Consider the following 20,736-nt stretch of genomic DNA (forward strand, 5'->3'; position numbering starts at 1 on the left):
AATACAACGTCATTGCGAGCGTAGCGTGGCAATCTCATGAAGCAAAGCAGGCATCAGGAGATTGCCGTGGCGCTATGCGCCTCGCAATGACGAAGCAGTCTTTAGTCGCGTTGATCCGTGTTCATCCGTGGCTCAATTCCCACGTAATAAACATTACCCGGCAAACAGGCCTTTCAGGTCCACGTCCGCCTTCTCCTCGTCGGCGAATTCCAGCAGGTCGAAGGGCCCGAAGCCGAATTTACGGGCGACGATCACGTCGGGGAACTGCTCGATGCGCACATTGTTGAGGTTCACGCTTTCGTTGTAGTACTCGCGCCGGTCGGCGATGCTGTTCTCCAGCGCCGTGACCCGGTCGGCCAGGTGCTGGAAGTTGGTATTGGCCTTGAGGTCGGGATAGGCCTCGGCCAGGGCGAACAGGTTGCCCAGGCCCAGGCGCAACTGGGTCTCGGCCTGCCCCAGGGCGGGCACGTCCCCACCCTCGCGGGCGGCGGCGACCTGCGCGCGTGCCTGACCTTCTCCAGAAGTCTCCTGCTCGTAACCCATGTACTGCTTGCACACCTCGACCAGCTTGGGTAGCTCGTCATGGCGTTGTTTCAACAATACGTCGATATTGGACCAGGCCTTGGCGACATTGTGCTTGAGCGCGACCAGGTGGTTGTAAATGACGATGGCGTAGACGATCAGCAGGATCACCGCCACCAGCAGCACGATCAGAATCACATCACCCACGCCCATGCATCTTCCTTTTTATTGGTTTCAGCTTTCGTTTTCCAGCGACGGGTCCCAGCCCAGGTCGCGCGCGCGCCGGAAGGCCTCGCCGTGGATGCGCTCGTGCCGCTCGCGCAACTCGTCCGGCAGCCTGCTGACCAGGTGGCCGTAGGGTTCCCAGGCCTGGTAGACCTGGTCATACAGCATTTCCACCTGGCCGTAGTTCCAGCCCTCACAGGTCTGATCCTCGGGCAGCAGCCCGAACACCCAGGCGTCGCGGATGATCTTGCCGATATCGGTCATGCCGCCCCAGTGATCCTTGTCGATGCCGGGGTAGATCTTGTGTTGTTGCGCCATAATTGAAGCCACCTGGGTCCGTGAAATGCAGCTGTTTCAGTTCCGGGATTGTAGGGGTCCGCCGGAAAGGCCACAACTGCCAATCGGGGCTGCAGGGCGGCCTTTCGCTTGATACCCGCTCACTTCGGTGTTAATTAGGAGGTTTGGAACCCAGCCGGGAGCAGCATGACCAGCCCGATCGTCTCCACCGCGGAACTCGCCGAACATCTCGACGACCCCGACTGGCGGATCTTCGACTGCCGTTTCGACCTCGGCCAGCCCGATGCCGGCCTGGAGGCCTACCGCGAAGGCCATATACCCGGCGCCCTCTATGCCCACCTGGAGCAGGACCTGTCCGGTCCGGCCACCGGGACCAGCGGCCGCCATCCCCTGCCCGATCCGGCCGTCCTGCGCGCCACCTTCTCCGACTGGGGCATTACGTCCACCACCCGGGTCGTCTGCTACGACCACCGCACCAACGCCTATGCCGGCCGCCTGTGGTGGCTGCTGCGCTGGCTCGGACACGAACGGGTCGCCGTGCTCGACGGTGGCCTGGAGAAATGGCAGTCCGAGGAGCGTCCGCTGGATGAGGCACTGCCCCCGGCGCCGACACCGGTCCCGTTCCAGGGTGAACCGGAGGAGACCATGACCGCGAGCGCGGCCGAGATCTTCGACGACCTGGACGACGGCGAACTGTGCCTGCTCGATGTCCGCGGCGAGACCCGTTTCAGCGGCGAGGAGGAACCCATCGATCCGGTGGCCGGGCATATTCCCGGTGCGATCAATCTGCCCTTCGGCAAGAACCTGGACGTTTCCGGCTGCTACCTGCCGCCCGAGGCGCTGCGCAAGATGTACGAGCGCATCCTGGCCAATCACCCTCCCAAGGACTGTGTGGTCATGTGCGGCTCGGGCGTGACCGCCTGCCAGACACTGATCGCCCTGGAACAGGCCGGGCTGTCCGGCACGCGCCTCTATCCCGGCTCCTGGAGCGAATGGATCCGCGACCCCGCCCGGCCGGTCGAAATCGGCGGCAGCGATTGAACCTATCAGAAAGCCCGTTATCTGGTATCGAAATTTTCCCGCCAAAGCCCCTGTCGAGCCACTGGTTCTGATATTTAATCAGATATATATTAAATACATCTAATATATCCTCGGTCGCAACAGGAGTGACACATGCTCGAAGTTCATGTCTCCATGCGGATTCGCAATCAGCCGCTGAAACGCACGCCGGTCACCCTCTATCTGGACCATGAGCCGGACGCCCCGCAGGTCGCCAACACCGACCGCGAGGGGGTCGCGGTGTTCGACATCCCGCCCGCCAGCGGCAAGATCAGCGTCATGGGTGCGGTGCGCTACCACGGACATCTGGACGGCCGGGTGGAGATCAGCATCTGGTCGCCCACCGACGGCGACAGCGTCCACACCCGCGGCGCGCCGGGCGGCACCAAGGGCGGCAGCACCGCCTATCCCAACATGAAGACCCGCACCCTGGAGGTGGACGGCCAGGAGATCGTCACCGACAGCGAAGGCTACCTGGTCAACCTGGACGACTGGTCGGAAGGCTTCGTGCGCGCCGAGGCCGCCTATGAAGGGCTGGAACTGACCCCGGAGCACTGGGAGATCATCCGTTATCTGCGGGACTTCTATGAACAGCACCATCTGCAGGCCAACGTGCGCGAGATCATCAAGGAGTTCCGCAAGCGCTGGGGCAAGGACAGGAGCAGCAACCGCTACCTGCACGACCTGTTCCCGCGCGGTGGCCCGCAGAAACAGGGCAACCGGCTGGCAGGGCTGCTGCGGGTGAAGGGCGAGCACTAGTGACGCAGGTCGGGTTAGCGTAGCGTAACCCGACGGACTGCGGCGGGACTCAGTCTGCCGTGCCGGGCAGCAGCGCCTGCAGCCGCGCGCGGTCCTCCACCACCTGCGCCAGGGTGATGTCGTCCAGCACCCCGTAGAAGGCCTCTTCGGCCTGGTGGAACACCCCCCGCAGCATGCAGGCGGTCTCGATCCGGCACTCCGATCCTTCCGGCCGGAAACACTCCACCAGGGCCGAATCGGACTCGGTGCGGCGCAGCACAGCGCCGATGGAGATATCCTCGGGCGCCCGTTTCAGGCGCACGCCGCCGCCCTTGCCGCGCGTGGTCTCCACATAGCCTTCGCCGGCCAGTTGATGGACCACCTTCATCAGGTGATTCTTGGAGATGCCGTAGGCCTCGGCGATCCCGGCGATGGTGGTGACGGCCTGGTCCTGCACGGCGAGATAGATCAACACCCGCAGGGTGTAGTCGCTGAAAGTGGTCAAACGCATCGAATATTCCTGCTCACGGGTGGCTGCCAGCTTATCCCGGCCGGTGCCGGCAGCCATTGACCCGGATCAGGGTTTGGGGCTGTCCGGCCGCTGACTGGCGCGGGAAAACCGCATATTCTACACGGCCGGAGGCGGGCGTGGGTCTCTCATCCGACCGCGAATCCTGTCATAATGTTCCGCCCCGAACAGCCCGGTCGATCCCAGTGAACCCAGCCATCCCCCAGCGCCGCCACAGCATCCCCGTCCAGGTCGGCCCCGTGACGGTCGGCGGCGAAGCGCCGGTGGCGGTCCAGTCCATGACCAACACCGACACCGCCGACATCGAGGCCACCGCGGTCCAGGTCGCGGAGCTGGCGCGCGCCGGCTCGGAACTGGTACGCATCACGGTCAATTCCGAGGCCGCCGCGGCCGCCGTACCGGCGATCCGGGAGCGCCTGGATCGCCAGGGCCTGGCCACGCCCCTGATCGGGGATTTCCACTTCAACGGCCACAAGCTGCTGAGCAGGTACCCGGAGTGCGCCGAGGCCCTGGCCAAGTACCGCATCAATCCCGGCAATGTCGGCCACGGCAGCAAAAAGGATGAGCAGTTCGCCACCATCATCGAGCTGGCCTGCAAATACGACAAGCCGGTGCGCATCGGCGTGAACTGGGGCAGCCTGGACCAGGCCCTGGTGGTGCGCATGATGGACGAGAACGCCCGCCTGCCGCAGCCGCGCGAGGTCGAGGAGGTCACCCGCGAGGCGCTGATCGTCTCCGCCCTGGACAGCGCCCGGCAGGCCGAGGCCCTGGGGCTGGGCCACGACCGCATCATCCTGTCGGTGAAGATGAGCGGGGTGCAGGACCTGATCGCCGTCTACCGGGACCTGGCCGGGCGCTGCGACTACCCGCTGCACCTGGGCCTGACCGAGGCCGGCATGGGTGTGAAGGGCATCGTCTCCTCCACCGCTGCGCTGGCCGTGCTGCTGCAGGAGGGCATCGGCGACACCATCCGCATCTCCCTCACCCCCGAGCCGGGCGCCTCCCGCACCCGGGAGGTACAGGTGGCCCAGTCCATCCTGCAGTCCATGGGCCTGCGCAGCTTCCTGCCGCAGGTGGTGTCCTGCCCCGGCTGCGGCCGCACCACCAGCACCTACTTCCAGGAACTGTCGCAGGACATCCAGTCATACCTGCGCGAACAGATGCCGGTCTGGCGCGAGCAGTACCCGGGCGTGGAAGCCATGACCGTGGCGGTGATGGGCTGCGTGGTCAACGGTCCCGGCGAATCCAGGCAGGCCAATATCGGCATCAGCCTGCCCGGCACCGGCGAGCGCCCGGTCGCCCCGGTCTATGTCGACGGCGAGAAGACCGTCACCCTCAAGGGCGAGACCCTGGCGCAGGACTTCCAGGCGTTGATCGAGGCGTATGTGGAGCGGAATTACGGCGTGAAGCATGAAGCGTGAAGCGTGAAGCGTGAAGCGTGAAGCGTGAAGCGTGAAGCGTGAACAAGTGTGTCCGTGCAACAACACCTGTCAAGGTAACGACTATCCCACAAACCACGAAGCCGTCATCCCCGCGCAGGCGGAGATCCAGTGACCGCGCAGGTATGTGGATTCCCGCCTGCGCGGGAATGACGGCCAGGAGGAAATGACGACCACTCCGCGGGATTCCTCCTCACGCCCTACCCCTTGATCTCCTCCACCCGCCAGGTATCCAGGAAGCGCTGCTGGGACTCGGTCAACGCGTCGATCCCGATGCCCAGCGTCTGCAGCTTGATCTCCGCCACCTGCCGATCCACCAGGTCCGGCACCGCATGCACACCGGGCGTCAGCTCGTCGGCGTGCTGGTGCAGATGCAGCGCGGCCATGAACTGCATGGCAAAGGTCTGGTCCATCACTTCCACCGGATGCCCCATGGCGGTCGGGGTGGCCAGGTTCACCAGCCGGCCCTCGGCGACCAGGTTCAGCTCACGGCCGTCGGCCAGGCGGAAGGCCTCGATGCCGGGCCGGACCTCCTCCCGTGTCACGGCCAGTTCCGCCAGGGCGCGGGCATCGATCTCGACGTTGAAATGCCCGGCATTGGCCAGCAGGGCACCGTCGCGCATACGCTCGAAATGTTCGCGCCGGATCACCTCGCGGTTGCCGGTGGTGGTGATGAAGATCTCGCCCCATGCCGCAGCCTCGGCCATGGTGGCCACCCGGAAGCCGGCCATGTGTGCGCGCAGGGCCTGGCGCGGCTCGATCTCGGTCACCGTGACCTGCGCGCCCAGGGCGCGGGCCTTGTGGGCGATGCCCTGGCCGCAGTCGCCGTAGCCGGCCACCACCAGCTGTTTGCCGGCCAGCAGCAGATTGGTGGTCAGCAGCAGGTTGGTCAGGGAGGATTCACCGGTGCCGTGGATGTTGTCGAACTCGTGTTTCATCGGCGTGTCGTTGACGGCATAGGCGGGAAAGCTCACCGCCCCCTCGCGCGCCATGGCCTGCATGCGCTGCACGCCGGTGGTGGTCTGCTCACACATGCCGCGCAGCCCCGGCAGCAGCTCCGGACGCCGGTGCACCAGGCAGGCCGTCAGCTCGGCGGCGTCGTCCAGGATCAGGTCGGGCCCGTGTTCCAGCGCGGCCAGATGCAGCTCCAGCAACCGTTCCTCGCTCACCCCGCGTTCGGCATAGCCGCTGATGCCGTCCTGTTCGTTGAGCGCGGCGACCACGTCGTCCTGGCTCGAACCGGGCTCGCTGCCGGTAAAGACCACGCCCGCCCCGGCCGCCGCCAGGGTCTCCACAAACACGCCGGTCTTGGCTTCGATATGGGAACAGACAGCGATGGTCAGCCCGGCAAAGGGCCGTGTCCCGCCATAACGACGGCGCAGCTCGGCGTGCACCGGCATGTGCGCCCGGGCCCAGGCCAGCTTGCGGCGGCCGGTTTCGATATTGGGGGAGGATGACATTTCCAGCTCCGGTGATTTCCGCGGCCGGACAGTGTGCAACAAGCTGGAGGACGGGACAAATTCCGGGACTAGGGAGTGAGGGCCTCTGACTTAATCCGTCATCCCGGCTTTCGCCGGGATGACGGAAGGGAGAGGTGGGTGGCCTTTTTCAGGTCAAGAGATGGTAGGCCGGGATAAGCGAAGCGTTCCCGGCAATCGTCGTCAACACCGGAAACGGGCCATATGGCCCTTATTCCGGCCTACGGCCTCCTCACTCTCCAAACGTCTCCCGCAGCCGCCGCACGGTGGCCGGGCCGACACCGCGGATGGCCAGCAGGGTTTCATCGGCGCTGTTGCGCACGATGTCCGGACTGCGCACGCCGGCGGTGTAAAGGGCCCGGGCGATGCGCACGTTCACCCCGGCCTGGCGCAGCTCATTGAGGAATGCTCGGGGTGACACCCGCGGTTGCGGCCGTGCCTGCGGCGCAGCGGGCCGCGCAGGCGCCGGTGACACGGTAACAGCGGGAACCGGCTGCGCGAACACCGCCGATGCCGGCGGGCGCCGGGCGATATTGAACAGAAAATGCGCCGTGGCCATCAGGCCCGCCGAGCCGAGCACCGCCGCCAGTTGGGCACCGGCAGTCCCGCCCTGCAGGCCATGCAGCAGCACGCCGAGCCCGAGCAGCGCGAACACAGCGGCCTGGCAGCGAAATGCCAGCCTCCAGCGCTGTTCAGCCCCGGCCGGCAGCCAGGCCTGCAGGCGCTGCGCCAGGGCGGCGAAGGCCAGATCGAACAGGGTCGGTTCCCGGTAGAGATTGTCGTGGTGACTTGTGTACATGGCGTGATCACCTCCCTGAAGTGTTGCGGCCATCCTTGCCCGGAGCACAGTCACGGACCGTGATCCGGCTCGCAGTTCGGCTCCGCCGCGACGAAATCATGACGCACCGACTGGAGAACTGTGATCGATTTCACAGGTTGTGGTCGTTCCCGTCAACGGGCGCGGGCGGATGGCGCCGGCCGGGTTCGCCGCCAGCGCGGGACCGTCGCCAGCAGTGCGACCAGTGCATAGCTGACCACCAATACCGGCCCGGCCGGCCAGTCGTACCACAGCGCCGCCATCAACCCGGCCAGTATCGCCACCGCCGCGCTGGTCCAGGCCACGGCCAGGGCGCGGCCGGGCCAGGCCGCCGCCGCCAGCGCCGGCAGGATCAGGCTGGCGAAGACCACATAGACCCCGGCCAGTTGCACCGAGGCGGTCACGGCCAGGGCGAACAGCAGATAGAAACCCATGCCGCCGCGCCAGCGCGGCCGGGCGAACCAGGCCAGCAGCACCAGGCCATACACAGGTAAGGCCAGGCCCAGCTCATTCCAGCCCACGAACAGCAACTGGCCGGACAGCAGGTGCTGGATCGCCTCGCCGCCGTGGGGGTGGTCGGCCAGCAGCAACAGGGCCAGCGAGGCCGCCAGCACGAAGCTGCTGCCGATCAACGCCTCCTGCTGTGCCGGCAGCCGGCGCTCGGTCCAGTGGAACAGCAGCGACGCGCCCAGCGCGCAGCCGAGCGCCACCGCCTGCAGCATCCAGCCCGCCGCGCCCGGCCAGTACAGCTCCATCACCACCAGCCCCAGACCGGCGATCTGGGCGATGGCCAGGTCGATGAAGATGATGCCGCGGCGCAGCACTTCCAGCCCCAGCGGGGCATGGGTGACGGCGATCGCCAGGCCCGCGACCAGTGCCGGCAGCAGGATCTCCAGCATTTCAGGGCTTACTGAGACAATCACAAACAAAGCCTCCTTCAGCGGGTCTCTGGGCGGTCAGCCCGCAAGGCGCGACGGCGCCGGCATAGCCATTCTATGTCAAGCCGGCGCAACGCCGCGGATGGCCGCCCGGAGACCCGCCCACAGGGAGCCACACAAATGGCGTAGCTCCGCGTTACAGCGCTTGCCAAGGGCCTGGCCATTGCCTGCGCACTGCGCCTTGATCTACGCCATTTGTGTGGCTCTGAATGAGGCTTAGTTTGTGATTGTCTCAGTAACACGCACCGACTCCAGCTGCTGCAGGGTGTGTTCGAACAGGGTGAACAGGTCGTCCACCCCTTCGGCCCCACCGACCGTGTAGGGCAGCACCCGCACCGGCAGTCCGGTCCTTTCAGCCAGCCAGTCGGCGGCGTCCGGCGGCGCATAGGGCGTGCGCAGGATCACCGCCACCGGCTGGCTGCGCACTGTCTGCAGCAGCCCCTCCAGATGCGCCCCGGTGGGGGGGATGCCCGGTCGCGGCTCCAGCGCCGCCACCTCGCGCAGGCCCAGCCAGCCGATGAGATAGTGCCAGGCCTGGTGATGCACGATCACGGGCAGCCCCTGCAGCCGCGCGCCACGCGTCTCCCAATCCGCCACGGCCACCTGCCAGCGTCGGCGGAAATCTTCCAGACGGTCCTGGTAAAGGCCGGCCCGGGTGGAGTCGACAGCCTGCAGCCGCGCAGCCAGCTCCCCGGCGACCTGATCGATGTTATGTGGATCCAGATGCAGATGGGGATTGCCCTCGGGATGCACATCACCCTGGCTGCGGTCGACACGTTCAGGCACATCACGCAGCTCGATCACCGAAGCCGCCAGCAGATAGCCGTCTGTTCCGGGACTGATGGCGCGGTTGCCCGCCTTCTGCAACAGCACCGGCAGCCAGCCCGTCTCCAGCCCGCCGCCACTGCACACCAGCAGATCGGCCCGGCGCAGGGCGGCGATCAGGCTGGGTCGGGCACGGATGTAGTGCGGGTCCTGACGGGCGTGGGTGGCGGCGAAGACCGTCACCGCCTCGCCGCCGATCTCCTCCGCCAGCGCGGCCCATTCGGGCTCGCAGGCGAACACCTGCACCGGGTCCGCTGCACGGGCCATGCCCGACATGAGCAGCAATACCGCTGCGACTGTGAACACATATCGCATTGAGACTCTCCCTTACAGCGCGACAGCAACGCAGAGGACATTTATGCCCTGTGGGTACAGAGACGCGGAGGCGGGAATCCAGTGACCGCGGAGGTCTCTGGATCCCCGCCTCCGCGGGGATGACGCAGCATAAGTGCCTTTCGGTGCAGCCCTCAAAGATCTTTGGTCTCCGCGTTCTCTGCGTTTTTGCCGCCGACCAATCAATATTTATGTGCCCCGTGCGCCCCCAGGCTCATGATGTACTGCAGAATGAACTGGTCATCCTGCAGCCCATCGCTCAACTCCTCGCGGTTGTACTGCAGCCGGACCCGACTGAACTCGCTGTGGGTCCAGTCCAGCATCAGGGCATAGGCTTCGGGGTCATGACCACCGCCGTCCAGCGCGCTACCGACCAGTCCGGCGGGCACCTCCGGCGCCTGCAACCGGCTGTAACGCGCACCCACGCGCCATTGCGGCCGGAATTTGTAGACCGCCTGGACATAGCCCCCGTTGACCGCGTCGTCGAAGCGCACGGGGCCGGCACCGACGTCATAGCTGCCGTCCTCGTCCCGGCGGAAGAACTCGCCCTGCAGGGTCAGTTCCTGGTTGCGCGCATTGCCGGTCGGTGCCCAGGTATAGCGCAGATCGGCCACATACAGATCGGTGTCACCGCTGAAACTGACATCGCCTTCGTTGGTCACCCGGCCGGCGGCCTCGCCCGACAGCACATAGGCCCCGATGCGCCAACTCTGGTTGAAACCGATGTCCCCGCCCAGGCGGCCGAACAGCGACCAGGCCTCCGGACCGCTGCCGCCGGTCTCGCCGAAGGGCAGATCGTCGCCGCGGAACAGGCCGCCGCCGATCTCCGAATACAGCGCGGTCGGCAACACATAGGAAAATTCCACGCCGTCGTCATTATAGGTATTGTCGAGAAACACCCGGTTCGGCAGGGGCCGGTCGGCGAAGTCGTCCGCATGTGAGTGATGTTCGTTGAGATAGCCGAGGGTCCAGAAGGCACGGCCCGCCTTCAGGCTCAATCCGGTCGGCAGGCCGGCACCGCCCAGCGTCTGGAAATAGGCCGCCTCGAGTTCGACCTTGTCCTCGCCTTCCTCGCGCACGATCGCTGCCGTCATGGAGCCGTAGAATTTGTCATCGACGCTGGCGGCGACATTGAGTTCGGACTCGTCAACGGCCAGGCCCTCGCGGCCGCGCTCGCCCTCCTCGCCCGTGCCGAAACCGGCAATTTCACTATCACTCTCGGAAAAAGCCGAGAAGCGGCCGTTGAGGATCACACCGATGGAGGGGTTGAACTCGTTGCCGTAGACCCTGCGCCGCTGAGCGGCCGGCGCACCGGCCGCCGCGGCGGGTTCGGCGACGGCAGCCGGCGGCTGTTCCGACCGTGTCTCCAGTCGTTCCAGCTTGCCTTCCAGCTCGGCGATACGCGCCTCGTAGGCCTGGCGCATGGCCCGGATCTCGGCCCGCACGGCGGCCAGTTCATCCTGTTCGACATCCGTGGCGGCGGCCGGCGTCACCACGATCATGGCTGCAGCGCCCAGCGCTGCACGCTTGAAGGTATGCATTGAAGATTCTCCCGTTATGTACAGTTTCACTGCCACCGGCACACAGACACGGCGGCGGCGCGTTCAAGGGCTGTCAGACGAACGGGAGACGGGGCGGCGCGCGGGGCTGTGCCGGCGAAAAGGGGCTTGCGGAATGAACGTCAGCGGGTACATGGGCCGGCGCGACCTGCAGCATGAGGTCGCAGGCGCCGGCAGGCAGCGCAGCGGCAACGCCGTCGCCGCCGTGCTTGGCAAAGTGCAGCACATCGCAGGCCTGACCGAAGTGCTCGTGCGCGGTAAAGGCATGCTCGGCCGCGTGTGCCAGGCTCGCGAACTGCATGCCGGCGAACAGCAGCAACAGCGCCGCCAGGACACGGCGTCCCCGGGAGGTTGCAAGATGACGGCGCAGGTTCGACATGGCCAAAGAGCATAACCCAAAGCCGGCCGGGGTCAACACCGCGTTTCGCAGCCGGGAGATGGAATCTGTCTATCTCCGGTTCGAGGGGTTACAATTTACAAATCGATAGCCACGGAATACACGGAAAGCACGGAAAATATGAATTCAATGATATGTAGGTCGGGTTAGCCCGTAGTGCGTAACCCGACACAAGAACCGCGGCCAGCGCCGGGTTACGCTTCGCTAACCCGACCTACGGATGCCGCAGCAAGCAACATGCAATTGTCCGTGTTTTCCGTGGCGCTTTTGATTTCCGGCTGGGCTACACAGGTCTGAGCGGACATGGACACCCAGGCAATCGACCAATTCGGCCAGCGGCTCCATGGCCTGCTGCAGCAACATCCGCAGGGCCTGAGCGAACACGAACTGCTGCAGCGACTGCGCGAGCAGCAGGACGTGGCCGTGGGCGAGGCCCGGCTCGACGACAGCCTCAACCTGTTTCAGACCCACTTCATCCTGTTTCATGGCCTGTACCGGCTGCGCGAGACCCTGCTGGCCGGTAAGGATGAAACGCTCCGGATCCATGTACTGAAGATCCAGTTGCTGCCGCAGCGGGAACAGGATACCCAGGCCCTGGGGACGCACGACCCGCTGCGCGACTATTACCTGGACTGGTCCAACCTGGAACGGACCTCGGCCGCCGATGTCGAGGCCATGCTGGGCCGCTTCTGGCAGCGTTATGTGCGCCAGGACCGCCGGGGCGAGGCCCTGCGCATCCTCGAACTCGATGCCGGTGCCGACGAGACCGCCATCCGCAGCCAGTACCGGCGACTGGCCATGCGCCACCACCCGGACCGGGGCGGGGATACCGCCACCCTGCAGGCCATCAACGAAGCCGCCGCCCTGCTGCTGGGCAAGGGCGGAAATACACCCTGAAGCCGACCGTCACCCCGCATGCCCGTCTACCAGCTCATTCTGTACCCGCAACACGACGCCATCACCGACACCCAGCGCGACCAACTGCTGACCCGGTTGCAGGAAGCCGGCTTCCTGGGCACGGCTTTCACGCTGAAGGGGCGCGAACACTTCACCACCGGTGAGCACTTTCTCGACCAGCTGAGCTTTCTGGGCTGCTCGCCCTTCATCGAGACCGAGCCGCCGGCCGATCCCGGGGCATGCGAGGACGCGGCGCAGCGCGGCGGTTTCTGCCACATCCATGTGACGCCTGCCCTGCCGCAGGCTCACTTCCGGGCCAATCCGCAGGCCCGGGTGCGCTGCCCGGTCTGCCGGCAGTCGGTCGCCGCCGCGCTGCTGGCGGGTCCGCCCGACACGGTGCACGCCTGCGCCCGCTGCGGCCATGCCGCACCAGTGACGGACTGGAACTGGCAGGGCAACGCCGGCTGCGGCAACCTGTTCATCGAAATCTGGGGCATCCATCCGGGAGAAGCCGCTCCCGTTGAAGGGTTTATGCATAGTCTTGAAATTATTACGGATTGCCCCTGGTCCTTTTTCCATACCCAGGCCTGAATGCCGGCGACGGATGAAACCCGGCCCGGGATATGGCACAATGTCCGACCAAATCGATCAGGTACGTCCGCGTGCCTTCTGACACCGCAGGTAGTTGATATGTCCACCGAACCCGAACTGTCCAAGGAAGAACGCATCCTGCGCATGATGAAGCGGGTGCTGACCGACGTCGCCAAGGACACCCATGCCAAGCCCGGCTTCCGGCATCCGCTGTCCGACAATACCATCGAGGGCATCCGCGACTGCCTGGCACTGATCGCCGCCCGCGAGCAGGAACTGGCCGAGGAGTTCGGCCGTGCCATGAACATGCGGCCGCGCTTCGTCGACGAACCCCGGCGCGAGGTGGTCGTACCGCTGGACAGCGCCAGCCTGCGCGGCAACAAGCCTTCGGGCAGCGACCACTGAATTCACCCTGCGACCGTCTCCCGGACACCGGGGAGACCAGGAGTCGACCCATGGATCTCACCAACGAAGAACGCATCGCGCTGACCCGCGCGGTGATCAACCTGCTGGACAACTGGGGAGCGCAGAACTCCGACCAGGTCAGGATCCTGTGCCTGCCCGACGGCACCCCCTCGCGCAAGATCAACCGCTATCGTGACATGGGCGAGCCGCTGCCGGATGAGCCGCGGGTGAACAAATCGGTCGAACACATCCTCGGGATTGCCGATGCCCTGCGCACCACCTTCCCCTCCAACCCGCAGATGGCCCCGCTCTGGATGCAGCGCCGCAACAAGCACCTGCGCCGGCGCACGCCCATGAGCTGCATGATCGAGGACGGCCTCAGCGGCATGGTCCGGGTGCGCACCCACCTGGACTGCACCTTCGCCTGGGACACCTCCGGCTCGACCAGCCAGGCCTCCTGAGCCGGTTCCATACCGACGGCAGAAACCCCGCTTTTGCGGGGTTTTTTTATGTCTCCATCGGTGCATCAGGAATTCTTCCTGCCCCCCCTGTGAACACTCAAGTCGGCCTGACCGCCGCCGTTATCCTGTTCACAGCCCTTAAGAACAACTCCAAGGGAGGCCCCCACCCATGTTCAGCATCAAGATGGAGCATGTGCTCGACCGGCTGTCGCGGCACTACCAGCCCTTCAACCTGCTCTCAGAGGAACGCCTGCGCGAAGTCGTCAACATCGTCCGCTTCATCGAACTGCGCGAGGGCGAGATATTCCAGATCGCCGGCGGCCAGGACCATGACTACCTGTTCGTGGTCGAGGGCCGGCTGGAGATCATCTGCAGCGGGACCATCACATCACTCGCTGGCCCCGACGACACCCGCAAGCGCCCCGTGGTGCTGCCGTCGGCCCCGGCGACCTGCACCCTGGTGGCACGCGCCGACAGTATCATCTGTCATGCCGACCGCGAGATGCTGGACAACCTGATCTCCTGGGACGAAGTCGTGCACATGATGGAGGACTCGGGCGCCGAGTCCGCCCGACTGCTGGAGAAGGTGCGCAACTCGCTGGTGTTCCGGCGGCTGCCACTGGAGACCGTCGAGCTGGCCTTCCAGAAGATGCAGACCCAGGCCGTCAGGGCCGGCGAATACGTCATCCAGCAGGGAGAGGAAGGCGATGCCTATTACATCATCCTCAACGGCAGGGCCGAGGTCTACCAGCGCGGCATCTATGATGACCAGCCACACAAGATCGCCGATATCGGCGAGGGCGACGCCTTCGGCTGCGAAGCCCTGATCTCCGGCAGCATTCGCAATGAATCGGTGCTGATGACCGAGGACGGCGAGGTCCTGGTGCTGGACAAGGCCGCCTTCGAGGAACTGATCAGCAATCCGCTGATCAAGACGGTCAACCCGAGTGTCGCCCGCACCATGGCCGAGACCGGCCATGAACTGATCGACGTGCGCTATCCGGAGGAGTTCGACGACCACCACATCCCCGGCGCCCGCCTGATCCCACTGTTCGAGCTGCGCAACCGCATGGAAGAGCTGGACAAGAACAGGCAGTACATCGTCTATTGCCATGGCGGCAGCCGCAGCGCCGTCGCCGCGCTGATCCTGGCCCAGAACCAGTTCGAGGTGCTGTCGCTGGACGGCGGTATCCGCAGCTGGCCGTTCGAGACCCAGAGCATCTACGACCGTCAGGTCATGATCACGGGAAAGAAGGACACCGAAGCGGCCTGAGGGCACCGGTCGCGGACTTGTGGCCTGTTCGGGTCATTGAACGCCTCCCGCCGGGAGGCGTTTTTTCTTGCGGCGGGTCGGGACTGGACTAGACTTTGAGCTTAATGGGGATGCATGCCCCAGGAGACCCCCTCAATGCCTCACAGTTCCAAGGAGTGAACACCGACATGACGACTGCCAGCAAGTCCACCAGCCGCCGCAAGTCTCCAGCCAGTTCCGCCAAGGCCGACAAGGCCGCGGCAAAACCCTCATCCCGAGCCGCCAGCGGCAAGCGCAGCAACAAGACCGCCACTCCCGAAATCACGCCCGAACAACGCCGCCACCTGATTGCCGAAGCGGCCTACCTGCGGGCCGAGGCGCGCGGTTTCACACCAGGCGACCCGGTGCATGACTGGCTCGCCGCGGAGCAGGAGATCGATGCCCGCCTGACCGGCGATCCGGGCGCCGCCATACACTGACCCTAGCTCCGGTCGGCACGTCGACGGCGTGCCGGCCCTTTCCGTTTTTCTCCCCGCGGCGGTGTGCCCGCTCCCTGCGGCGGCAGGCCGGTGTGCTGGGTGAGAAAGGATTTGCCCCGGCCCGGCTTGTTGCCTGCCGCACCGCTTCCCTTCGCCGTCCGGCCGGTCCCGGCCGGCTGCCAGCGCGGCACCAGGTGGCGCTTGCCGTTGCCGATCAGATCCTCCCGGCCCATGCGCTTCAAGGCCTCGCGCAGCAGCGGCCAGTTGTCCGGATCGTGATAGCGCAGGAAGGCCTTGTGCAGGCGACGCACCTTCAACCCCTTCGGAATGCTCAGCGTCTCACTGTCATGGCGTACCCGGTGCAGCGGGTTTCTGCCGCTGTGGTACATGGCCGTGGCCGTGGCCATGGGCGAGGGCAGGAAGGTCTGCACCTGATCGGCGCGGAAACCGTTCTGTTTCAACCACAGGGCCAGGTTGAGCATGTCCTCATCGATGGTGCCGGGATGGGCGGCGATGAAATAGGGGATCAGATACTGCTCCTTACCGGCCGCCTTCGAATAGCGCTCGAACAGCTTCTTGAAGCGATAGTAGCTGCCCATGCCGGGCTTCATCATCTTCGACAGCGGTCCTGCCTCGGTATGCTCCGGGGCGATCTTGAGATAGCCACCGACATGGTGGGTCACCAGTTCCCTGATGTACTCGGGCGATTCCACCGCCAGGTCGTAGCGCAGGCCGGAGGCGATGGAGATGCGCTTGATGCCGGGCAGCGCCCGCGCCCGCCGATACAGCCGGATCAGCGGATCGTGACTGGTATTGAGGTTGCTGCAGATCTTCGGATAGACGCAGGACAGCCGCCGGCACGCCGCCTCGGTCGCCTCGTCCTTGCAGGCCAGGCGGTACATGTTGGCGGTCGGCCCGCCCAGATCGGAGATGGCGCCGGTGAAACCGGGCACCGTGTCGCGGATGGTTTCCAGCTCGCGGATGATGGAGTCTTCCGAGCGGTTCTGGATGATGCGCCCCTCGTGCTCGGTAATGGAGCAGAATGTGCAACCGCCGAAGCAGCCGCGCATGATGTTCACCGAGAAGCGGATCATCTCGTAGGCCGGGATATTGGCCTTGCCGTAGGCCGGGTGCGGCCGGCGGGTGTAGGGCAGCTCGAACACCGCGTCCAGTTCCGGCGTGGTCAGCGGGATGGGCGGCGGATTCAGCCACAGTTCGCGCTCGCCATGGCGCTGCACCAGCGGCCGGGCGTTGCCGGGGTTGGTCTCCTGATGCAGCACCCGCGAGGCGTGGGCATAGAGCACCCGGTCGTCCTTGACCGCCTCATAGGACGGCAGCCGGATGTAGACCCGGTCGGACTTCGGACGCCGGTGCCGCGGATGGAACTGCACCACCTTTTCGTTCTGCCCGGCACCCGGAATGGCCGCCTGTTTATCGCAGGCCGGTGCCTCGGCATAGGGATCCTCGGGAATCGCCGGCCGGCCGGGCGTGTCCACATGCGAGGAGTCCAGCGCCTCCCAGTCCTCCGGCAAGCGCTTGCAGACATAGCCGGTGCCGCGGATATCACGCAGCTCGCGCAGCGAGGCCCCCTCCGCCAGGCGGTGGGCGATTTCCACGATCTGGCGTTCGCCGTTGCCGTATACCAGCAGGTCGGCCTTGGCGTCGAACAGGATGGAGCGGCGGAGCTTCTCCGACCAGTAATCGAAATGGGCGATGCGGCGCAGGCTGGCCTCGATGCCACCGATGACCAGGGGCACGTCCCTGTAGGCCTCGCGACAACGCTGGGAATAGACCAGCACGGCGCGATCCGGACGCAGACCGCCGGCGCCGTCGGGGGTATAGGCGTCGTTGCTGCGGACCTTGCGGTCGGCGGTATAGCGGTTGACCATGGAATCCATGTTGCCGCCGGTCACGCCGAAGAAGAGTTTCGGTCGGCCCAGACGCATGAAATCGTCGACCCCGGTCCAGTCCGGCTGGGCGATGATCCCGACCCGGAAACCCTGCGCTTCCAGCACCCGGCCGATCACGGCCATGCCGAAGCTGGGATGATCGACATAGGCATCGCCCGTGACCAGGATGATGTCACAGGCATCCCAGCCCAGGTCGTCCATCTCGGCGCGCGACATGGGAAGCACCGGGGCCGGGCCCAGGCGTTTGGCCCAGTAGGGCCGATAGGCGAAGATGTCGGGGGCGCTGTGCATGGGAAGAGTACTAGTACTTGAGATTGACGGGACTTGGATCGACAATACCCGGGCCGGACCGGGCGGAATTAAACAATTGTAGCATCTTTGCCGGGACGGCGCGGCGCCAAAACCCTTTTTTTTATAATCTTTCAACCGCTTGCCGAGGGCCCGGGCCGGTCATGGAGCACACCGACAACGAAAGCCTGCGTCAGCGTCTGGAGGCCCTGCGCCTGGAGCATCGGGATCTGGACGAAGCCATCCTGCGCCTGAACCAGGATCCGGCCATGAACCAGTTGACGCTGCAGCGGATGAAAAAGCGCAAGCTGTTGCTCAAGGACATGATCCACCGCCTGGAAAGCGCCCTGATCCCCGACCTGGACGCCTGACCGGTCCCGTGACCCCGGTACTGCTCATCCTGCTGGCCGTACTGGTCGTCTTCTGGCTCGACAGCATGAAGGCCCGCGACCTGGCCGCCGCCTTTGCCCGCGATACCTGCCAGCGTCAGGGCCTGCAGCTGCTGGATGCCACCGTCACCCTCACCCGCCTGGGCCTGACCCGGGCGCCGCGCGGCCATGCCACCCTGGCCCGCACCTACCGCTTCGAATACAGCCGCGACGGCACCACCCGCCAGACCGGCTTCATCCGGCTACGCGGCCACCGGATCGAGACCATCGGGCTGGCTGACGATATCGCCTGACAACAAAATTCAAAGAGCGCCACGGAATACACGGAAAACACGAAAGGTTTCATGGTCCTTGCCGAGGCGCTTTGCGCTCGGCAAGGACTCGTTACATGGCCTGCATCCAGATTTTTCATCCCGGCGCAGGCCGGGATCCAGAGATAAGCTGCCACAGTCAACGAGCCCCTGCTGGAGCCCGTCTCAGGCTGGGTCAGGCCGGACTGCGGAAGGAATACTCGAGCATATTTCCGTGCTTTCCGTGTATTCCGTGGCGCTCTTCATCTTTGCTTAATCAATATGGGCGATGCGGTCGACGAACAGCCTCTCGGGCGGCAGGCCGTGCCGGACCAGCAGTTCGATCAGCGCCACCAGGTCCGCGTCCGGACCATTGACATAGACATCGTAGCCGGACAGGTCCGGGTAATCGCCCGTGATGCGCAGACCCGCGTGCAGCAGACGCCGGCCCCGGGGAGACAGCGAGGGAATATCGGTCAGATCCGGCAGCCCCGAAAACGTCCAGTCCGGATTGTCGCCCTGCCCCACCACCGGAATGAACTGGAAGTCATCCAGCGCGTCCTGCCAGGAACGGCAGTAGTTGGCCAGATACAGATCCTCCGGCCGCGGCACCGCCCAGTACAGCCGCAGCGGCTGATCGAACTCCAGCGAAATGGCATGCTCGATCAGGCTCTTGACCGGCGCGAAACCGGTCTCGCAGGCCAGGAACAGGCAGGGACGGCCCGAATCCTCGTCCAGGATGAACTGGCCGTAGGGCCCTTCCACCTCGACCTTCTCGCGCGGCTTCATCTGCTTGAACACATACTCGGCGAAGGGGTCGCCATCGACATACTGGACATGAAACTGCAGCACCATGCCGTTGCAGGGGCAGCTGGCGATGGACTTGTTGCGCGCCGGCAGGCCTTCGCCGCTGAGCGTCACGTACTGGCCGGCCAGAAACCACAGGGTCTGGCTGCGCGGCGTACGCAGCTGCAGTTCCATCACGGTCTCCGACAACGGATTGAGCCGTGCCACCGTGGTGGTGATGCGATGATGCGGAATGTCCTCGGCCGTGCGCGCCTCCACCGCCTCGATGACCAGGTCGCCGGCGGTATGGGTTCGACACATCAGGAAGTGGTTGTTGGCCTTCTCCTCGCGGCTGAAGACATAGTCGTGATACCTGCTCTGTCCCAGCTCGCCGGAAACCAGCCGCGCCTGGCAGTCTCCGCAGCTGCCGCTGTTGCAGTTGTACTTGAGATTGAGCCCGGAGCGCAGCGCGGCCTCCAGCAGGGTCTCTTCGACCTCGGCCTGAAAGACGTTTCCGGAAGGCAGCAGCTCGACCCGGTGACTCATGATGCCTCAGCCGCTCACAACAGCCGGAAGGGTTCTTCGTCGGTCAGCTGCAGCAGCTGCTGGACGGCGGCCAGGCCGTCGCGGGCGAAGGCATCGATATCGTCCCAGGCGTCGTTGGCGGCGAACACCTGCGCCCCGTCGGGCAGAATCAGGCGCATGGCCCAGTGGCCCTTGTCACGGGCCTCCTGCGGGGCCGGCTCGCAGGTCAGGTACAGACCCGGCTCGGGATTGCCCTCGTGCACCACGGCCAGGATATAGCGATAGTCGTTGGCATCCCCGGTCTCGATGTCGCCCAGGATGGTCACCGAAAACTGGCCCAGCTGATAGCGCTGCCGGGGAATGGCGGTCTTGATGTCGGGTTTGTTGTCCATGCTTCATGCACCCTTGATTGCCTGACTATCATTGTAACGGATGCCCGGCGGCGACGAACCCCAAATACCTGCTTCATTATCGGGGTTAATGCGCACGCCCGGAGCGTGGGTTACACTTCAGAGCAGAGCCAGAAACGATCAACCCGGGAGGGCGAGACCGATGCCGTACTACATCTATGACATCACCCAGGATACGACGGGGATCACCAGGAACCTGGAATACCAGACTGAATTCGACTCCTTCCAGGAGGCGAAGAAATACGCCCGCAACCGCCGCGCCGAGCTGGGCCGGGACACGGACATCATGGTCAAGGTCATGTTCGCGCCGAACCAGCTCGAGGCCGAGGAACGGCTGATGGAGAAGCGCGAGAAGACCGTTGTCATGGAATGGGAGAAATAAGCCGGGAAAACCGGCTTCGATCACGGTTTCCGGGATCGACCCGCCGTTATGGAAGAGGACGAATACCGCTCCACCTACGACGCCGTCAACCAGCGGCGCTGTGTCTTCGAGAAGGCCATCAATGCCCGCCACGTCGGCTGCGGCCAGATGCATCGTTTCTACCTGGCCGACCGCGAGGGGGTGGGCTGCCAGTCCGAGGCCGCCAACCAGCGTTGCATTGCCCTGCTGGAGCGGATGCGGCGTGATGCCCGCTTCGCCCTGCAACTCACCCATATCGGCGGCCCGCTGCCGCACAACAAGGAGATCCGGGTCCAGGTCGGCGGCCTGCTGGGCATCCAGTCATTGGTGCAACCGGAACGCGACGGCGCCGGAAAGGTGGACAACGCCTTCGACGTGATCAACCGCGCCGAGCAGCGCTACGGCGCCGTCGACGCCATCCCCTTCAACGAGATCATGAAAGACATCAAGCAGTTCCAGGGCCGCAGCCGCCGGCGGGGAGATAAGAAATAAAGAAC

At 65.2% G+C, this 20,736-nt stretch carries 25 protein-coding genes; 13 read left to right on the plus strand and 12 right to left on the minus strand.

Annotation, left to right across the window (positions count from 1 at the left end):
- Positions 1-153 precede the first annotated feature (153 nt).
- Positions 154-735 (minus strand): LemA family protein, encoded by a 582-nt coding sequence (locus tag D6C00_RS04920; RefSeq protein ID WP_125180574.1) that lies wholly within the window; start codon positions 733-735, stop codon positions 154-156.
- Between the two features lie 21 nt (positions 736-756).
- A complete protein-coding gene (locus D6C00_RS04925) occupies positions 757-1,065 on the minus strand; it encodes a hypothetical protein (protein WP_125180576.1) in 309 nt (102 codons plus the stop codon).
- Between the two features lie 165 nt (positions 1,066-1,230).
- Here D6C00_RS04925 and D6C00_RS04930 point away from each other — a divergent pair, with 165 nt between their 5' ends.
- Together D6C00_RS04930 and D6C00_RS04935 are read left to right on the plus strand one after the other, a co-directional pair.
- A complete protein-coding gene (locus D6C00_RS04930) occupies positions 1,231-2,085 on the plus strand; it encodes a sulfurtransferase (RefSeq protein ID WP_125180578.1) in 855 nt (284 codons plus the stop codon).
- 132 nt (positions 2,086-2,217) lie between these two features.
- Positions 2,218-2,862, plus strand: a complete 645-nt coding sequence (locus tag D6C00_RS04935) for a TusE/DsrC/DsvC family sulfur relay protein (protein ID WP_125180579.1) — start codon at positions 2,218-2,220, stop codon at positions 2,860-2,862.
- A 49-nt stretch (positions 2,863-2,911) separates the two neighbouring features.
- Here the strand turns inward: D6C00_RS04935 and D6C00_RS04940 are convergent, their stop codons facing one another.
- Positions 2,912-3,352: an RrF2 family transcriptional regulator gene (locus tag D6C00_RS04940; RefSeq protein WP_125180581.1), complete on the minus strand. Its 441-nt coding sequence runs from the start codon at positions 3,350-3,352 to the stop codon at positions 2,912-2,914.
- A 203-nt stretch (positions 3,353-3,555) separates the two neighbouring features.
- On the opposite strand from D6C00_RS04940, the gene ispG reads away from it, so the two are divergent.
- Positions 3,556-4,791: a flavodoxin-dependent (E)-4-hydroxy-3-methylbut-2-enyl-diphosphate synthase gene (gene ispG, locus D6C00_RS04945; RefSeq protein ID WP_125180583.1), complete on the plus strand. Its 1,236-nt coding sequence runs from the start codon at positions 3,556-3,558 to the stop codon at positions 4,789-4,791.
- Positions 4,792-5,009: 218 nt separating this feature from the next.
- Here ispG and D6C00_RS04950 read toward each other — a convergent pair whose 3' ends face one another.
- The 6 genes from D6C00_RS04950 to D6C00_RS04975 form a co-directional block, all read right to left on the minus strand.
- Entirely contained in the window at positions 5,010-6,269 is a 1,260-nt protein-coding gene (locus D6C00_RS04950) for an adenosylhomocysteinase (protein WP_125180585.1), read from the minus strand.
- 250 nt (positions 6,270-6,519) lie between these two features.
- Entirely contained in the window at positions 6,520-7,086 is a 567-nt protein-coding gene (locus D6C00_RS04955; protein WP_158675295.1) for a helix-hairpin-helix domain-containing protein, read from the minus strand.
- Between the two features lie 152 nt (positions 7,087-7,238).
- A complete protein-coding gene (locus tag D6C00_RS04960; protein ID WP_206609508.1) occupies positions 7,239-8,027 on the minus strand; it encodes a metal ABC transporter permease in 789 nt (262 codons plus the stop codon).
- A 231-nt stretch (positions 8,028-8,258) separates the two neighbouring features.
- On the minus strand, positions 8,259-9,182 hold the full coding sequence (locus D6C00_RS04965) for a metal ABC transporter substrate-binding protein (RefSeq protein WP_125180589.1): 924 nt from the start codon (positions 9,180-9,182) through the stop codon (positions 8,259-8,261).
- Between the two features lie 200 nt (positions 9,183-9,382).
- Positions 9,383-10,741 (minus strand): hypothetical protein, encoded by a 1,359-nt coding sequence (locus D6C00_RS04970; RefSeq protein WP_125180590.1) that lies wholly within the window; start codon positions 10,739-10,741, stop codon positions 9,383-9,385.
- A gap of 73 nt (positions 10,742-10,814) precedes the next feature.
- Positions 10,815-11,138, minus strand: coding sequence for a hypothetical protein (locus tag D6C00_RS04975; RefSeq protein WP_125180591.1), 324 nt, complete (start codon positions 11,136-11,138; stop codon positions 10,815-10,817).
- Between the two features lie 321 nt (positions 11,139-11,459).
- Between D6C00_RS04975 and D6C00_RS04980 the strand changes: the two genes are divergently transcribed.
- The 6 genes from D6C00_RS04980 (at position 11,460) to D6C00_RS05005 (ending at position 15,241) form a co-directional block, all read left to right on the plus strand.
- Entirely contained in the window at positions 11,460-12,053 is a 594-nt protein-coding gene (locus D6C00_RS04980) for a DNA-J related domain-containing protein (protein ID WP_125180593.1), read from the plus strand.
- 18 nt (positions 12,054-12,071) lie between these two features.
- Positions 12,072-12,644, plus strand: a complete 573-nt coding sequence (locus D6C00_RS04985; protein ID WP_125180595.1) for a hypothetical protein — start codon at positions 12,072-12,074, stop codon at positions 12,642-12,644.
- A gap of 99 nt (positions 12,645-12,743) precedes the next feature.
- Positions 12,744-13,049 carry a segregation and condensation protein A gene (locus tag D6C00_RS04990; protein WP_125180597.1) on the plus strand — a complete coding sequence of 102 codons (306 nt, stop codon included), beginning with the start codon at positions 12,744-12,746 and terminating at the stop codon, positions 13,047-13,049.
- A gap of 50 nt (positions 13,050-13,099) precedes the next feature.
- Positions 13,100-13,510: an antitoxin Xre/MbcA/ParS toxin-binding domain-containing protein gene (locus tag D6C00_RS04995; RefSeq protein ID WP_125180599.1), complete on the plus strand. Its 411-nt coding sequence runs from the start codon at positions 13,100-13,102 to the stop codon at positions 13,508-13,510.
- Between the two features lie 169 nt (positions 13,511-13,679).
- A complete protein-coding gene (locus D6C00_RS05000) occupies positions 13,680-14,783 on the plus strand; it encodes a cyclic nucleotide-binding domain-containing protein (RefSeq protein ID WP_125180601.1) in 1,104 nt (367 codons plus the stop codon).
- A 167-nt stretch (positions 14,784-14,950) separates the two neighbouring features.
- Complete coding sequence (locus tag D6C00_RS05005) at positions 14,951-15,241, plus strand: DUF2934 domain-containing protein (protein WP_170165443.1); 291 nt, start codon at positions 14,951-14,953, stop codon at positions 15,239-15,241.
- Positions 15,242-15,243: 2 nt separating this feature from the next.
- On the opposite strand, the gene D6C00_RS05010 is transcribed toward D6C00_RS05005, so the two are convergent.
- Positions 15,244-17,442 carry a YgiQ family radical SAM protein gene (locus D6C00_RS05010; protein ID WP_125180605.1) on the minus strand — a complete coding sequence of 733 codons (2,199 nt, stop codon included), beginning with the start codon at positions 17,440-17,442 and terminating at the stop codon, positions 15,244-15,246.
- 161 nt (positions 17,443-17,603) lie between these two features.
- Here D6C00_RS05010 and D6C00_RS05015 point away from each other — a divergent pair, with 161 nt between their 5' ends.
- Positions 17,604-17,810 carry a YdcH family protein gene (locus tag D6C00_RS05015; protein WP_125180606.1) on the plus strand — a complete coding sequence of 69 codons (207 nt, stop codon included), beginning with the start codon at positions 17,604-17,606 and terminating at the stop codon, positions 17,808-17,810.
- An 8-nt stretch (positions 17,811-17,818) separates the two neighbouring features.
- Positions 17,819-18,121, plus strand: coding sequence for a DUF3301 domain-containing protein (locus tag D6C00_RS05020; protein ID WP_158675296.1), 303 nt, complete (start codon positions 17,819-17,821; stop codon positions 18,119-18,121).
- Positions 18,122-18,391: 270 nt separating this feature from the next.
- On the opposite strand, the gene D6C00_RS05025 is transcribed toward D6C00_RS05020, so the two are convergent.
- Together D6C00_RS05025 and D6C00_RS05030 are read right to left on the minus strand one after the other, a co-directional pair.
- Positions 18,392-19,450, minus strand: a complete 1,059-nt coding sequence (locus tag D6C00_RS05025) for a 2Fe-2S iron-sulfur cluster-binding protein (RefSeq protein WP_125180608.1) — start codon at positions 19,448-19,450, stop codon at positions 18,392-18,394.
- 14 nt (positions 19,451-19,464) lie between these two features.
- Positions 19,465-19,821, minus strand: a complete 357-nt coding sequence (locus D6C00_RS05030) for a hypothetical protein (protein WP_125180610.1) — start codon at positions 19,819-19,821, stop codon at positions 19,465-19,467.
- Positions 19,822-19,981: 160 nt separating this feature from the next.
- Between D6C00_RS05030 and D6C00_RS05035 the strand changes: the two genes are divergently transcribed.
- Together D6C00_RS05035 and D6C00_RS05040 are read left to right on the plus strand one after the other, a co-directional pair.
- Entirely contained in the window at positions 19,982-20,221 is a 240-nt protein-coding gene (locus tag D6C00_RS05035; RefSeq protein ID WP_125180612.1) for a hypothetical protein, read from the plus strand.
- Positions 20,222-20,269: 48 nt separating this feature from the next.
- Positions 20,270-20,731 carry a hypothetical protein gene (locus tag D6C00_RS05040; RefSeq protein ID WP_125180613.1) on the plus strand — a complete coding sequence of 154 codons (462 nt, stop codon included), beginning with the start codon at positions 20,270-20,272 and terminating at the stop codon, positions 20,729-20,731.
- Positions 20,732-20,736: the final 5 nt, after the last annotated feature.

It is taken from the genome of Thiohalobacter thiocyanaticus, from assembly GCF_003932505.1.
In the GTDB taxonomy this organism is placed as follows: Bacteria; Pseudomonadota; Gammaproteobacteria; order Thiohalobacterales; family Thiohalobacteraceae; genus Thiohalobacter; species Thiohalobacter thiocyanaticus.